This window comes from Pontibacter coccineus (assembly GCF_030546575.1).
Classification (GTDB): Bacteria; Bacteroidota; Bacteroidia; order Cytophagales; family Hymenobacteraceae; genus Pontibacter; species Pontibacter coccineus.
In genome coordinates this window covers 211,616-226,416 of the sequence record NZ_JAUOTN010000004.1, presented here as the reverse complement: position 1 = coordinate 226,416, position 14,801 = coordinate 211,616, and the positions used below count along the sequence as shown (strand labels likewise).

13 protein-coding genes and 1 tRNA gene are annotated in these 14,801 nt (G+C 51.2%); 10 read left to right on the top strand and 4 right to left on the bottom strand.

Going from position 1 to position 14,801, the window contains the following annotated elements; genetic code table 11:
* Positions 1-63 precede the first annotated feature (63 nt).
* A complete protein-coding gene (locus tag Q4E40_RS10965; protein ID WP_303412145.1) occupies positions 64-675 on the top strand; it encodes a TetR/AcrR family transcriptional regulator in 612 nt (203 codons plus the stop codon).
* 110 nt (positions 676-785) lie between these two features.
* Here the strand turns inward: Q4E40_RS10965 and Q4E40_RS10960 are convergent, their stop codons facing one another.
* Positions 786-1,214 (bottom strand): hypothetical protein, encoded by a 429-nt coding sequence (locus tag Q4E40_RS10960; RefSeq protein ID WP_303412144.1) that lies wholly within the window; start codon positions 1,212-1,214, stop codon positions 786-788.
* Between the two features lie 136 nt (positions 1,215-1,350).
* The gene (locus Q4E40_RS10955) at positions 1,351-3,135 is read right to left on the bottom strand and encodes an ABC transporter ATP-binding protein (RefSeq protein WP_303412143.1); all 1,785 of its coding nucleotides are present in this window, start codon (positions 3,133-3,135) and stop codon (positions 1,351-1,353) included.
* A gap of 149 nt (positions 3,136-3,284) precedes the next feature.
* Here Q4E40_RS10955 and Q4E40_RS10950 point away from each other — a divergent pair, with 149 nt between their 5' ends.
* The 8 genes from Q4E40_RS10950 to coaE all read left to right on the top strand — a co-directional run bounded on the left by Q4E40_RS10950 (position 3,285) and on the right by coaE (position 9,653).
* Positions 3,285-4,385 (top strand): Glu/Leu/Phe/Val family dehydrogenase, encoded by a 1,101-nt coding sequence (locus Q4E40_RS10950; RefSeq protein ID WP_303412142.1) that lies wholly within the window; start codon positions 3,285-3,287, stop codon positions 4,383-4,385.
* Between the two features lie 241 nt (positions 4,386-4,626).
* Positions 4,627-5,766, top strand: coding sequence for a transcription antitermination factor NusB (nusB, locus tag Q4E40_RS10945; RefSeq protein WP_303412141.1), 1,140 nt, complete (start codon positions 4,627-4,629; stop codon positions 5,764-5,766).
* An 80-nt stretch (positions 5,767-5,846) separates the two neighbouring features.
* Positions 5,847-6,152, top strand: a complete 306-nt coding sequence (locus tag Q4E40_RS10940) for a YtxH domain-containing protein (protein ID WP_303412140.1) — start codon at positions 5,847-5,849, stop codon at positions 6,150-6,152.
* Positions 6,153-6,154: 2 nt separating this feature from the next.
* Complete coding sequence (locus Q4E40_RS10935; RefSeq protein ID WP_303412139.1) at positions 6,155-7,153, top strand: isocitrate/isopropylmalate dehydrogenase family protein; 999 nt, start codon at positions 6,155-6,157, stop codon at positions 7,151-7,153.
* Between the two features lie 25 nt (positions 7,154-7,178).
* Positions 7,179-7,718 (top strand): DUF1573 domain-containing protein, encoded by a 540-nt coding sequence (locus Q4E40_RS10930; RefSeq protein WP_303412138.1) that lies wholly within the window; start codon positions 7,179-7,181, stop codon positions 7,716-7,718.
* Positions 7,719-7,750: 32 nt separating this feature from the next.
* Positions 7,751-8,053, top strand: coding sequence for a preprotein translocase subunit YajC (gene yajC / locus Q4E40_RS10925; RefSeq protein ID WP_303412137.1), 303 nt, complete (start codon positions 7,751-7,753; stop codon positions 8,051-8,053).
* A 12-nt stretch (positions 8,054-8,065) separates the two neighbouring features.
* Positions 8,066-9,043 (top strand): YbbR-like domain-containing protein, encoded by a 978-nt coding sequence (locus Q4E40_RS10920; protein ID WP_303412136.1) that lies wholly within the window; start codon positions 8,066-8,068, stop codon positions 9,041-9,043.
* 4 nt (positions 9,044-9,047) lie between these two features.
* Positions 9,048-9,653 (top strand): dephospho-CoA kinase, encoded by a 606-nt coding sequence (gene coaE / locus Q4E40_RS10915; RefSeq protein ID WP_303412134.1) that lies wholly within the window; start codon positions 9,048-9,050, stop codon positions 9,651-9,653.
* 723 nt (positions 9,654-10,376) lie between these two features.
* Here the strand turns inward: coaE and Q4E40_RS10910 are convergent.
* Positions 10,377-10,451, bottom strand: a tRNA-Val gene (locus Q4E40_RS10910).
* 203 nt (positions 10,452-10,654) lie between these two features.
* Here Q4E40_RS10910 and Q4E40_RS10905 point away from each other — a divergent pair.
* Positions 10,655-13,156 (top strand): AsmA family protein, encoded by a 2,502-nt coding sequence (locus Q4E40_RS10905; protein ID WP_303412133.1) that lies wholly within the window; start codon positions 10,655-10,657, stop codon positions 13,154-13,156.
* A gap of 402 nt (positions 13,157-13,558) precedes the next feature.
* Here the strand turns inward: Q4E40_RS10905 and Q4E40_RS10900 are convergent, their stop codons facing one another.
* Positions 13,559-14,785 carry a Glu/Leu/Phe/Val dehydrogenase dimerization domain-containing protein gene (locus Q4E40_RS10900; protein WP_303412131.1) on the bottom strand — a complete coding sequence of 409 codons (1,227 nt, stop codon included), beginning with the start codon at positions 14,783-14,785 and terminating at the stop codon, positions 13,559-13,561.
* Positions 14,786-14,801 lie beyond the last annotated feature (16 nt).

The following is a 14,801-nucleotide window of genomic DNA, read 5'->3' as shown; positions in this document are numbered from 1 at the left end:
TCTATATTTGATAAAAGGGGAATGGCTGTACCTTTCCCCGTGGAACGATAGCAACAGAGCAAATTGGGCAAAAAGGCAGAGGCAAAAAAAGAGCTGATACTGGACGCAGCCAAGTCGGTGTTCGGCAAACTGGGCTATAGCAAAGCCACGCTGGATGATATTGCTCATGCCATCGGACTTAAGAAACCCACGCTCTACTATTACTACAAGAGTAAGGAAGTGCTCTTTATCGAGGCTTTCTCGCAGGAGTGGAAAGACAGCCTGTACCGGATCAAGAAAATTGCCGAGCAGGAAAGAGATCCCCGCGAGCGCCTGCTGCTTTACATCCGCTCATCGCTGCGCTACTATCAGGAAATCGTAACGCAGCACACCATCTCTATCCAAGTGCTCATCGAGACGCGCATTATGTTTCAGGAGCTGTTCAAGGAATCGCGCGCCAAAGAGACGAATTTCTACGCCTCCGTCATCAAGGAAGGTATAGCCAACGGCACTTTCCTTGACTGTGAAGCTGAGCGGGTGGGCTACTCCATCATGGTCGTCAAAGACCTGATCCAGTTCGAAGAGTTTCAGCGTGCCCAGTTCCACAACCTGCCTTCCATCGACTTCGAGAAAATAGAGCGCGAGGTGCTGTATACGGTCAATCTGATACTGGAAGGTATACGGGTGAGAGCGTAAGGAATAAAAATGCCCCAACGAAAGCAAGCCGCTTGCATTGGGGCATTATCATATCAGGCCTATTCAGGCTAGAAACTCTCCAAAAAGTGGGTGCTGGGTTTGGCCGTTGATTACTCAGCCATGCTGTTGTTTTGACTGGCTTTGTATTCTTCCAGCTTTGCCTTCAGCGCGTCCACATCGGCGTGGTGGCCTTTGGCTACTTCAGCAGCGTCGAGCTCGATGAGCATGTTCTGCATTTGCTTCAGGTAGGCGGTTTTATCTTTTTTGAGGCAGCCTTTGTGGTTGTCCTTGCAGGTGCCGTCCTCGTCCATGGGCTTGAACATACTGCCCTCGCCATAGATGAGCCACTGCGTGTTCAGGTCCTGAAAATTCTTTACGATAGCCACTAACTCATCGAGCAGGTAGTTTTTCCCTGACAGGATATTGGCAAGCACTGCTTCATCGCTGCCCGTCATCTCGAGGAGCTGCCGCATTTCCAACTCTTTGATGCTGGTATAAAAACGGAACCTTTTGCCGATTTGCTGTATGTCAATAGCCATAGATAGAGATTTAGGAGTTGAATAAACTTGCTATACGTACCTATAACAGTTTCTGTATCAAAAAATTCCCTCAGATGATACTATGCCCGGTTGAAGCGTCTCTTTTCGGGTTCATAATCAGCAACTTATAAAGGGGCTACTGCGAGTCCTCTGCCTGCAGCTGCCTCTCATAAAGCACCTTGTAAAGCCCCTGTTGCTGTATCAGCTCCTCATGGGTGCCGTGCTGCACAATCTCACCGTCGTCGAGCACCAGAATCTTATCGGCCAGCTTCACAGACGACACGCGGTGCGAAATGATGATAGAGGTACGGTTGGCCATGATGCGGCGCAGGCTGTTCAGGATGGCGTTTTCTGTCTTCGTGTCCACCGCTGAGAGTGAGTCGTCCAGAATCAAGATACTTGGCTCCCGAACCAGTGCCCTGGCAATGGAAACCCGCTGCTTCTGTCCGCCCGAAAGGGTAATGCCGCGCTCGCCCAGCTTCGTGTCGAACTGCTCAGGAAAGCGCATGATGTTTTCGTACACGTCGGCATCCTTGGCGGACTGTACCATCTGCTCTTCCGTGATGCTTGGCAAACCAAAACCGATGTTGTTGCGGATAGAGTCGGAGAAGAGGAACACATCCTGCGGTACGTAGCCAATCTGGCTGCGGAGGCTCTCCAGATTATAGTCACGCACATCCACCCCGTCAATCAGAATGCGACCGCCGGTGACGTCGTACATGCGCGGCAGAAGCGTGGCAATCGTGCTTTTGCCCGAGCCGGTGTTGCCGATTACCGCCAGCGTTTCGCCGTGGTTGATGCGGAACGAGATGTTTTTGAGTGCATGGATATTCGTGTCAGGGTATACAAAATCCACATTTTCGAACACAATGTCCCCCTCAATCGGCTTGGCGATGTTCGCGCGCGACACGATGTCGTTTTTGGTGTTCAGAAACTCGTTGATGCGGGCCTGCGAAGCGGCGGCGCGCTGCACCAGACTGGCCGTCCAGCCCAGCGAAGTCACAGGCCAGGTGAGCATGTTCACGTAGATGATGAACTCGGCAATGTTGCCGGTGGTAATGCTGCCGTTCATCACTTCCTGACCGCCGATGTATACCGTGATGATCGTGCTCAAACCCACCAGGAACAGTACCAGTGGGAAAAAGAGCGAATTCACGAAGTTGAGCTCCAGCGATTTATCCTTGTAGTTGTTGCTGGCTTTGGTGAAGTTGTTATGGGAGTCGTCTTCGCGCACAAAGGACTTGAGCACCCGTATACCTGAAAAAGCTTCCTGCACAAAGGTCGTTATACCTGACAGACTGCGCTGGATCTCGTCGGACTTGCGCTCGATGATGTTGTTGACGTAGTAGATGCTAATGGCCAGGATCGGCAGCGGAATCAGGGTATAGAGTGTGAGCTTCACGTTTACCGACAGCATGTACGGAATCACCATCAGGAACAGAATGACCAGGTTGAGGCCGTACATAATAGCCGGGCCAAGGTACATGCGCACACGGCTCACGTCTTCGGAGATGCGCGACATCAGGTCGCCGGTGTTGTTTTTGCGGTAAAAGCTGAGCGGCAGGCTCTGGTAGTGTTCGTATATCTCGTTTTTGAGGTCGTTCTCGATCAAGCGGCTCATCACGATGATGGTCTGCCGCACGAAGAACAGGAAAAGGCCCCGCAGGAGCGCCATCACCAGGATCACGACCCCGTACACCAGGATGCTGCTGGCAAAATTGTCGTACACCAGTTCCTGCTGCTCCATACCCTCGTAAAGGTTGTGCAGGTTGATGCCCTCCTTGATCAAATTGAAGGCATGGCGCACCACCTGGGCGGGCAGAATCTGGAAAAAGTTGGATATGATGATGAATACCAGGCCCCAAAGAAGACGGTATTTATACTTGAGTAAATATTTATTGAGGTAGCGGAGTGATTTCACAGCAAGAATATGGAACTCAGAGGCTTTTACGTAGAGTTAACAGGTACAAATTGAATTAATCAAAAAAAGAATTAATTTTGCAGCATGAAACGGGAGGCATCCCTCCCTATCTTCTACAAAGATAGAATAACCCTTAATCAAAATCATAAATGGTCGAACTAAAAGAAGTTGAGCTGAAGAAAGACAAGTCGGTCTTCGGTCAGATATCAGAGTATAACCATGAGAAAGTAGTTTTCTGCCATGACCACGAGACTGGCCTGAAAGCGATCATCGGTATCCACAACACAGTACTCGGCCCGGCGCTGGGCGGTACACGCATGTGGGCGTATGCTTCTGAGGCTGAAGCGCTTGACGATGTGCTGCGTCTTTCAAGAGGTATGACTTACAAGGCTGCTATCTCTGGTCTTAACCTGGGTGGCGGCAAGGCCGTGATCATCGGTGATGCCAAAAAAGACAAAAGCGAATCGCTGATGCGCCGCTATGGTCGTTTTGTGAAAAACCTGAACGGTGCTTACATCACTGCCGAGGATGTTGGAACGACCACCAAGGACATGGAGTACATCAAGATGGAGACAGACTACGTAGCCGGTCTTCCTGAGGCGATGGGCGGCAGCGGGGACCCGTCTCCGGTGACTGCGTACGGTACTTACATGGGTATGAAGGCGGCTGCTAAGAAAGCCTACGGTTCTGATTCGCTTGAAGGCAAGAAAATCTCTGTACAGGGCGTTGGTCACGTAGGTGGTTACCTGGTAGAGCTACTAGCCAAAGAGAACGCACAGATCTTTATCACTGACATCTACGAAGACCGTCTGCGCGACATCTCCTCTAAGTACAAAGCCAAAGTGGTAGGTATGGACGAGATCTATGACCTGGACGTAGATATCTACTCTCCTTGCGCATTGGGTGGAACCGTGAACGATGACACCATCAACCGTCTGAAGTGCCGCGTTATCGCAGGATCGGCCAACAACCAGCTGCGTGAGGAAACCGTGCACGGACCAGCGCTGGTGAAAAAAGGCATCCTGTACGCGCCGGACTTCCTGATCAACGCCGGTGGCCTGATCAACGTGTACTCTGAGCTGCAGGGCTACAACCGCGAAAGCGCCTATGCCCAGACAGAGCGCATCTACGGCTATACCCTCGACATCTTCGACAAGGCCGAGAATGAGGGCATCTATACGCAGCTGGCCGCTACCAAAATGGCAGAGCAGCGCATCTACAGCATCGGCAAGGTAAAATCTACTTACTAGGTTCTGCCTTCGTGACTATATTCAAAACAAAAGTGCTGCATTAACCTGTGGCACTTTTGTTTTACTACAGCACATATTTATTGGCGCACGGGTTCGCCTTTGCGTATACCTTTACCAGCAGCGGCCATACCTGTCTGCTGCTTTTGGTGCCACCGCACCGACTTTAGTAAAAACACATATCAACCAACACGTTCTTTAAAATACCATTATGCTCAACCGCAGAACACTTCGAATCAAGGCTATGCAAGCCATTTATGCCTACAAACAGGCCGAAGGTTCGGATTACCAGCTGGCACTTGACCAGATAGCAGAAGACTTCGCACCAGACCTGAACTCGATGGAGGTGCAGGACCGCAAGCTGCTTGAAGGCCGCAAACAAATTGCGCAGCTACTCTTTAAGGAATGGCACGAGACGGGCCAGTTCGAGACAGAAGAAACCGACAAGGAGATAATTGATGCGGTAAACAGAGCTGTTGTGGCTTATAAGAACCTCACCAAAAAAGACTACAAACAATACAGCAGCCAGATGATGAGCGCTGTGGAGCGCATCTACGATCACTACCTGGGCACCCTGCAGATTCTGGAGCTGATCAACGAGCTGGTGAAAGATGAAGAGGAGAAAAAAGAGAAACGCTTTACGGCCGCCACAGGTCCTGATGTAAAGCGCTTTCTGAACAACCGGGTAGCGCAGCGCATCCTCACCAACAAGTCGTACCAGCAGCACATCATCCGTCGCAACATCAGCTGGGGCTCCGACATCAGTGAGATTCGCCTCGTATATAAAAATATCCTGAAGCAGGATGAAGTGTTTCTGAACTACCTGGCACTGCCTGAGCCTACGCTCGAAGAGGACCTGGAAGTGGTGAAACATATTTTCAAAAACATTATTTTTAAAGAAAAAAACTTACAATCTTTGTTTGAAGAGCAGGATTTGAACTGGGTGGAGAACAAATCCATCGTGAAAAGCCTGGTCAACAAGACTGTCAAGATGTTTGGCGAAGAGACCGAAGAAGAGCCCGTATTATTGGATCTTTCGGCTAACTGGGAAGACGACAAGGCCTTCTTTGAGGAGCTCTACCACCAAACCCTGCAGGATGATGAAAAGTACGAGGCCATGATTGCCGCAAGCGTGAAGAACTGGGATGTGGAGCGTGTGGCCCTGCTTGACAAGATCATCCTGAAGTTGGCGCTTTGCGAAATGCACATCTTCCGAAGCATACCCGTTAAAGTGACCATCAACGAATACATTGAGATATCGAAGCTGTACAGCACGCCCAAGAGCAAGCAGTTTGTGAACGGTGTACTGGACAAGATGGCGCAGGAGCTGACCACAAAAGGAGAAATCCGCAAGTCAGGCCGTGGTTTGATCGACAACAAATAAGGTATTGTCCGTCTTTAAGGCCCTTTATACCGTAATAAGGGGAAACGACATACCTAATATATAAGTATAGAGATAATCCTATGAGTAAGAAGACGAGCAACATACTGTTTTTCGTGTCCGGAGCCGCTGTGGGAGCCATGGCAGGCATCCTGTTCGCACCAGAAAAAGGCAGGGAAACACGCAGCTGGCTGAGCTACCGCCTTGAGAAATACCGCGATACCCTTTCAGACCTGCTGGAAGAACTGGTGGAAGACCGTGGCCGTGTGACATCAAGCGCCAAGTCTGAGGGACAGCGCGTGATACAGGACGCAAAAGACAAAGCCGAGAAACTGCTGGGCGATGTGGATTCACTTATCAACGAGATTAACAGCAGGAAAGAAATATAAACATGAGAGATATTACACTGATTCCCGGCGACGGGATTGGACCAGAGATTACAGAAGCCGTTAAAGCTGTTTTCAGCGCTGCTAACGTGCCCGTAAACTGGGAAGAGGAAAATGCAGGACAGACCACCTTCGATTCGATCGGTGAACTGATCCCTTCTACACTGATTGCCTCGCTTAAGAAGAACAAAGTGGCCCTGAAAGGCCCTATCACTACGCCGGTCGGCAAAGGTTTCAAGAGCATCAACGTGCAGCTGCGCCAGATGTTCGACCTGTACTCCAACGTACGCCCTGCCAAGACAACGCCCGGTGTGAATACCCGCTTCGATAACGTGAACCTGGTGTTGTTCCGCGAGAACACCGAAGGTTTGTACTCCGGATTGGAGATGTTTGACGAGCGCCTGCAGATCTCTGACTCAGTAGCCCGCCTGACGCGTGTAGGTTGCCGTAAGATCGTCCGTGCCGCGTTTGAGTATGCCAACAAACACAACTGCAAAAAGGTGACGGCAGTGCACAAAGCCAACATCCTGAAAAGCGCCGGCGCCCTGTTCCTGAGCGAGGCCAGCGAAATTGCAAAAGAATACCCGCACATCCAGTACGACGACAAGATCATCGACAACATGTGCATGCAGCTGGTGATTAAGCCGGAGCAGTTCGACGTGATCGTGACCACCAACCTGTTTGGCGACATCCTGTCTGACCTGTGCGCGGGTCTGGTAGGTGGCCTGGGCGTGGTGTCGGGTGCCAACATCGGCAGCGACATGGCCATTTTCGAAGCCGTACACGGTTCTGCTCCTGATATCGCAGGCCAGGGCAAGGCAAACCCAACCGCGCTGCTGCGCTCCGCCATCATGATGCTGCACCACATCGATCTGAAAGATGAGGCGAACCGCATTGAAACCGCTCTGGACGCAACGCTTGCCAACAGAGAGCAATGCACAGGCGACCTGGGCGGCAAAGCCGGCACCATGGAATTTGCACAACACATCATTTCGAAACTATAATCAAGCAAAAAGCTGTTTAACTGATATGAAAAAGAACTTCTTATTAGCCTTAGCGCTTGGCACTGCCATGACAGTGACCAGCTGCGATCAGAACAACACCACAGAATCGGAGGCAACGACTGCCGAAGCAACTGCAGCTGTAGATCAGCCGCAGGTTGTAGACAACCCGAACGTAGTGCCAACCAGCCAGGCGGCCGGCACAGAGAACATGGCTGTGATGAACTTCGAGACAACCGAGTTTGATTTCGGTACCATCAAAGAAGGCGATATAGTGGAGCATACCTTCAAATTCACCAACACAGGCAAGTCGCCGTTGGTGATCGAGAGTGCTTCTGCTTCTTGCGGTTGTACCGCCCCTGACTGGACGAAGACCCCAGTTGCTCCAGGTGAAGCAGGTGAAGTGAAGGTGCGTTTCGATAGCCGCAACAAGCCAGGCCAGCAGTCTCCGACTGTAACAGTACGTGCCAACACGGAGCCTAACATCGTTCGTGTGTTCATGAAAGGCAACGTAACTTCATCAAGCATTCCAACTGCAGGCGCCGACGGTCCTGTGAAACTTAACTAAAAAATCACGCTCTCAAGAGCACAACCCTTTTTATGCAAACGATATTCCTACAAGCCGCACCAGACGGAGGCATACTGCCTCAGCTGCTCATGTTCGGCGCTATTATCCTTGTTTTCTATTTTTTCATGATCCGCCCGCAGCAGAAGAAAGCGAAGGACCAGAAAAAATTTCGTGAAGAGCTCACCAAAGGTATGCAGGTTGTGACAATAGGCGGACTGCATGGCCGTTTAACAGCTATAAACGATGACACCGTAGAGATAGAGGTAGACAAAGGCGTACGCCTTGTGTTTGAAAAATCTGCTATCTCGCTGGAAGCCACTGCTAAAGTGAAATAAGGATAAGACACCTTGTCGTTTGAGAAAGCCCGAAATATCATTTTATGGTTTGTAAGGCCATTTAAGCCCCAAACAGAGCACTACTGGCGAATTGTAGTGCTCTGTTTTGTGGCTGCCTCTACTTTTTGGCTGCTTAACGCCCTTAACAAAAGCTACTCTACCCAAACCACCTACCCGGTGCGCTTTGTGTACAATGATCAGCGCCTGGTTCCAATTAGTCCACTGCCCGAAGAGGTGGCGGTTAACGTTACCGGTCGGGGGTGGAAACTCCTCCGCAAAGCACTGAGGGTAGAAGTACAGCCCGCAGAAGTCTACATCCGTAGTCTGCCCCGCAACAATTACCTGCTTGGCTCCGCCTTAAGACCCGCCCTGGTGAATGCCATGGATGGACTGCAGCTTAACTTTGTTGTAACCGACACCCTTTTCTTTAACTTCGATGAGACGGTGACGCGTCGTATTGCACTGCAGCTCGATCCTGCACAGAAGGTGACAGGCGAACGTCACGCCTTGCTGCGCCCTGTTCGCATCGATCCCGACACCATCACCTTCCGCGGCCCATCCTCCATGGTCGATAGTCTGCCGAGCCCCTTTATGCTGCGACTGCCGATCACTAACCTGACCGAGTCAGCGAAGATCGTGGTGCCCATCGAGTATGACAACAAATCGCTGGTGAAAGCGGATATAACAGAAGCCACTGTTTCGGCAAGGATAAAGCCGCTGCTGCAGCGTGAACACCAGGTTGTGCCAGAGATGGTGAATGTGCCGTTGAACACTGAGGTAACCTTGCGCCCGCAGGTGGTGCTGATTCGCTACCTCGCACTCGAAGATTCAGCGGCCGTCATCAACTCCGAAGCATTCAAGGCCATCGTGGACTTCTCCAGGTATAGCCGCCTCGACTCCACCGTGGTGCCCGAGCTCGTGCAGAAGCCTGCCGGCGCCCGCAACATCACGCTCTGGCCTGAGCGCATCAAAGCTGTATTGGAAAAATAAGAGCATGCTCAGGATAGGTATAACCGGCGGAATAGGCGTAGGCAAAACCATTGTCTGCCGCGTGTTCCAGGTATTGGGTATACCTGTGTATGACGCTGACACCCGCGCCAAATGGGTGATGCAATACGACCCTGCATTGAAGCAGGAACTGCAGGCCGCCTTTGGGAAAGAAACCTATACCTTAGAAGGACATCTGGACCGAGCTTATCTGGCGTCGGTGGTCTTCAACAACCAGGAGCGGCTGGACAAGCTGAATGCCCTCGTGCACCCACACGTCGGCCTTGACTTTGAGCGCTGGGCTACAGCCAATGCCACCGCGCCATACCTGATCAAAGAAGCAGCGCTGATGTTTGAGTCGGAATCGTGGCGGCAAATGGACGAGATCATTGTCGTGACTGCCCCGCTGGAGGTACGCCTCAAGCGCCTGCTTAAACGTGATCCGCACCGCACGGAAGCCGATATAAAAGCGATCATCAGCAAGCAGCTTAGCGAAGAAGAGAAAATAGCCCGTGCACAGCACATTGTCTACAACGACGACCAACAGCTTATTATACCCCAGGTGCTGGCCCTGCATGAGCAATTCCTCCCCAAGTCAGGTATAGCTAAGTAGTATTCCCAAGCTACCCAATTGCAGGTATAATATACCTATACCTGACCTCACATCCGCAAAATACCTGTGCCTATAACTGGCACAGTCATTCCCAAAGCCGATACTCGTAAAGCAAAGTCCCTTCGGCTAGATTTATACCTTATGTTGGTATGCAAAAAAGTTGGGGTATGGACCGAACGATTTCACACTGCTAATCCTTTTTTCGAAAAGGTATACGCCTGCTCTGGAATAGAGTGTGCTGATCTAAATTGTGTCTAAAACGGATGGAGGGTTAAATTTAAACAACTTGCCTTAAGGCCCGACTAAGAGGTAAGGCTGTTAAGCTTTGTAGAAAACTATCCCTTTGAGGACACGTGATACATGAGCTGAAACCTGCGATCAGCGGTCAATAGGGGAGAGGCATTTCAATGCAGTACTTTAGCGATTGATCTTACATCCCCCTGAGAGCTTCCCTCGCAAGTTTCGAACTCGCTCTTACTTGTCCTCAAGGGGAGACTGAGGTTTCTACTATGCTCAATATGCGGCGCTTTCGAAAGCAGGTATAGGACAGAGCTTAACTGCGCTGCTGACTGAGAGGGAAATTGAAAAGCTTCTGCAGTACAGAGTATTATATTCGGAATCAGGGCGTTATACAAACAGGTAAAGGACAGGCCAGATCGCGGGGGCGCAACTCTCAGAAAAGTATGGACATAAAAAAAGGACAACTTTTAAGTTGTCCTTTTGTGGGGCGTACTGGATTCGAACCAGTGACCCCCTGCTTGTAAGGCAGGTGCTCTGAACCAGCTGAGCTAACACCCCGTTTTTTCGTTTTAGAGACCTTTTGTCCCCGTTTGATGATGCAAATATGGGGTGATTTTTTGGAACTGCAAAACATCTGATAAAAAAATCTTAAAATTTTTTTTCGAGCCTCATCCTCTATTGTGCACGTGTGAATACTGCAGTACCTTTAGCTTTTGTAAGATGCTTAAAATCTGAACTTTCTCTTGGGACGAATTCGTGTTGTGAAAAAAGTGCTATTTTATGTCGCCCTGGCAGCAGTGGCGATCACTGGCATTTCGGCGGGACTGGTGTATGCGTACCAAGATAAAATAATCGGTCTTTTTGTGGCTGAAGCCAACAAGCACATCACCACCAAGGTGGATGTCGGCAAAATCTCCCTCTCCCTCTTCGACAAGTTTCCGCAGGTGGCCGTGGCGCTCGAGCAGGTGAACGTGCACGAAGGTATAGCGGAGAGTGATTCGTCGCTGGCCCGCGCCGAGAAGCTGTACTTCACGTTCAGTGTGTTCGATATCATCCGGGGGAAGTATGACGTGAAGCAGCTATACCTGGAGAACGGCTCCATACACGTGCGGGTGCTGAAAAACGGGCAGGTCAACTACCATATCCTGGCAACAGATTCCAGCAACGCATCCGGTGACTTCGCCTTCAACCTCGAGAAGATTAACCTGAGCCAGGTGGCGCTGCGCTATACCGACCTGCAGCTGAACCACTACATCGAAGCCGATGCGCAGCAGTTGGTTGCCGCAATGGCGATCACAAACGAGAAGATAGCCATCGAAACGAAGGGGAATACCAGGATCAGCACCATCCGGATAGGGGAGAGTGAGTATTTCAAGGAGAAGTCAGTAGTGCTGCATACCGCCCTGACAATAGACCGTGCGGCGCGCACCATTGCTTTGCGGCCATCGGTTGTGCAGGTAGAAGGCGCAGCCTATGAAGTAGGCGGGCAGATTGCCTACGGCGGCACGACAGAGCTGAATTTACAACTGCAGGGTAAAGACACCAACATCCAGTCGCTACTCTCCTTACTACCCCAGCATATTACACGCGAGTATAGCCAGTACCGCAGCGAGGGCGATGTCTTCTTTAAAGGCACTGTAAAAGGCAAGGCATCCGGCAAGCAGAACCCAGAGGTCGCTTTTAAGTTCGGCGCCCGAAACGCTTCCTTCTTTCACCCCGACACCAAGCAGAAGATCGAGGGCCTGCACCTGGATGGGTACTTTACAAATGGCAGCAGCAAGGGCGCCGCAACGTCGTTGCTGGAGTTGAAGAACCTGAAAGGCGTGCTGAACAAGCGCCCTTTTGAGGGGAGCCTGACCTACCGCAATTTTGAAAATCCCTACCTCGCCTTCAGTGCCAAAGGTATGTTGGATGTGGGCTATGTGGTAAGCCTGCTGCAGCTGGATGAGGTAAAAGGCGGAAGCGGCCTGGCAGATGTGCGCATCGCTTTTGCGGGCAACCTGAAAGAGTTCAAGGCCAGGCCGGGCAACAGCACGCTCAACACAAGCGGCGATATTACGCTGCACGACGTCATGCTGAACCTCAAGGAGATGCCGATGCCGCTGAAAGGGTTGAACGGTAACTTCATTTTCAAAAAGAACGATGTAGCCGTGTCGGATTTCAAGGGGCAGTTGGGTGACTCAGACTTTGTGCTGAACGGGATGTTCCGGAACGTGATGGCCTGGTTGCTGCTCGACAAGCAGCGCCTGCTCGTAGAAGCCGACTTCAGTAGCCAATACCTCAACTTTGACCAGTTGCTGAGCGAAGAGCTCAATACCCCGGCCGACGCCAGGCAGGCCAGCAGTGCTGCCTATAAGTTCAACATCTCGCCCGATATTGCTTTCGACCTGGGTGCCACCATCCGGCAGGCTAAGTTCAGGCGCTTCAGGGCGGAGCACATCAAAGGCGAGGTAAAGCTGCGCAACCAGATCGTATCCTCCCCCAACATCTCGTTCAATGCCATCGGAGGCAACTTTGCCGTGCGAGGCAATCTGGATGCCCGCAACCGCGACCACATCAAGGTGAGCACCGCCACCAAGCTGAGCAACATGAGCGTCGACAGTCTCTTCTATGTCTTTGAGAACTTCGGACAGAGCTTTATTTCTGATAAGCAGCTGCGCGGCAGGCTGACCGCCAATATTGTATCGGATGTGTACTTCGATAGCCAGCTCAATACCAAGACGGACCTGATGCAGGCCGAGATTGCGGCCACCGTGCGCGACGGGCAGTTGATCAACTTTGCCCCGATGCAGAAGATGTCGGCTTTCGTGAAGCGTTCAGAACTGGCGAACATGAAATTTGCAGAGCTGAGCAACAACTTCTGGATACAGCAGCGCACTATCTTCATTCCGGAGATGGACATTCGCTCCAACCTGTCGGCTATACCTTCGGTGTCTATCTCGGGTACCCATTCTTTCGACCAGGACATGGACTACCGCATCAAGCTGCCGCTCACGAAAGATCGCCGGCCTGACCGCGACAACGTTTACGGTGTGGTAGCTGAGGACCCGGATGCAGGCAACAGCTCACTGTTCCTGACCCTGCGTGGAAAAGAGAGCGACTTTAAGCTGGCGTACGACAACGAGCGTGTGCGTGAGAAAATCAAAACCGATCTGAAGCAGGAAGGGCAGGAGCTAAAAGAGCTGCTGCGCGGCAAAAAACCTGTGAAGAAGCAGGAAAAGAAAGTGGAACTGCAGGAAGGCGAGTACTTCGACTTTGACTAGGTCAGAAATAAAACGGCTATACCTGATAAGGCCCTATGCAGAACTGCGACAGCAGCCAGGTATAGGCATGAGGTTATGGGGAGGTAGTGGCTGTATTGTAAAAATTATATTTTACTTACATCCTCTGTTAACTTACGTTTACGGTACAAAAGTAAGTGTTTGTTAAAAAAATACTGTTTATTGTATAACCTGAGCAGCAATCGGTCGTTAGATAAAACAAAATTACAATAACGATTTGTATTGAATTTTGAATATAGATTTGGTGATAACTGCAAGGCTCCTTGGGAAGGTCCTATCTTGTTGAGGAAGACGTAGCAGCTTGAAAATATAAGGGTGAAAAAAAAGCCGGAGTTTCTCCGGCTTTTTTATTTATACCTAGGCCATAGAGGCCATTATTTTAGATTACAGCAGTTGGCTAAGCGCAATTTCAAAAGAGGCCTTCGCGATCTCTGTTTTTGCCTGGTTCTTGGTGTGCGTTTTCTCAAGCGCCTCCCGGATGACACGGGAAATATCGTGGAAAATGGCATCGTCCGTAATCTCCACCTCATTCTCCATCAGGTAGGCAAACACACGGGCCATGCCGCAATTGGCGATAAAGTCAGGTATAACGGAAATGTTTTGATCGGCGAACTCGCCGGTAGAACCGAAGAATATCTCCGGATCCTGGAACGGCACATTGGCCCCGCAAGAGATCACCTCCAAGCCACTGGCGATCATTTGCTCAAGTTGTCCGCGCGTAACAAGGCGCGAGGCGGCGGCAGGTATAAATATTTCGGCAGGAAGCGACCAGATGCGGCTGTTCATCTCTTCGAATGGGATGAGGCCCTCTGCATAAAGCGTGTTGCCCTGTCTGCCCAGGTATAGCTCCCTGATCTCTTCGAAAGAGAAGCCTTCCTCCCTGATCAGGCCGCCCGTACGGTCGATGATGCCGACAATCTTAACACCCTTGCCGGCCAGGTAGAAGGCAGCGGCAGCACCAACATTTCCCCAACCCTGTATGATGGCACGCTTGCCTTCATACGAGCCGCCCCAAATGGTGTAATAGTGGCAAACAGCTTCGGCCACCCCATAACCTGTAATCATGTCGGCTACCGTATACTTGCGGGCCGCAGCCGGGGTATAGGCGGGGTCCTCAATCACCTTGATCACGCCTTGGCGCAGCTGACCTATTTTGTTGATCTTCTGGGGCTCTGTGGCGTTAAAATGCCCGTTCACAACGCCTTCCTGCGGGTGCCACAGGCCGTAGTCTTCCGTAATCGGGATCACTTCGTGTATCTCGTCCACGTTGAGGTCTCCGCCCGTTCCGTAGTAGTTCTTGAGCAGCGGAATAACCGCCTTGTACCAGCGCTCCAGCACGCCGCGCTTTCGCGGGTCGGCCGGATCGAAGTTTATACCTGACTTGGCTCCGCCAATGGTTGGACCCGACACGGTGAACTTCACCTCCATGGTTTTGGCCAATGATTCTACCTCACGCTTGTCCAGGCCTTTGCGCATGCGGGTGCCACCGCCGGCCGCACCACCGCGCAGCGAGTTGATCACTACCCAGCCTTCGGCCTCGGTCTCAGCGTCCTTCCACTCAAATACTATCTCAGGTCTTTTATTCTCAAATTTTTCGAGAAGCTCTTTCATGGGTTTGTTTGTAGTT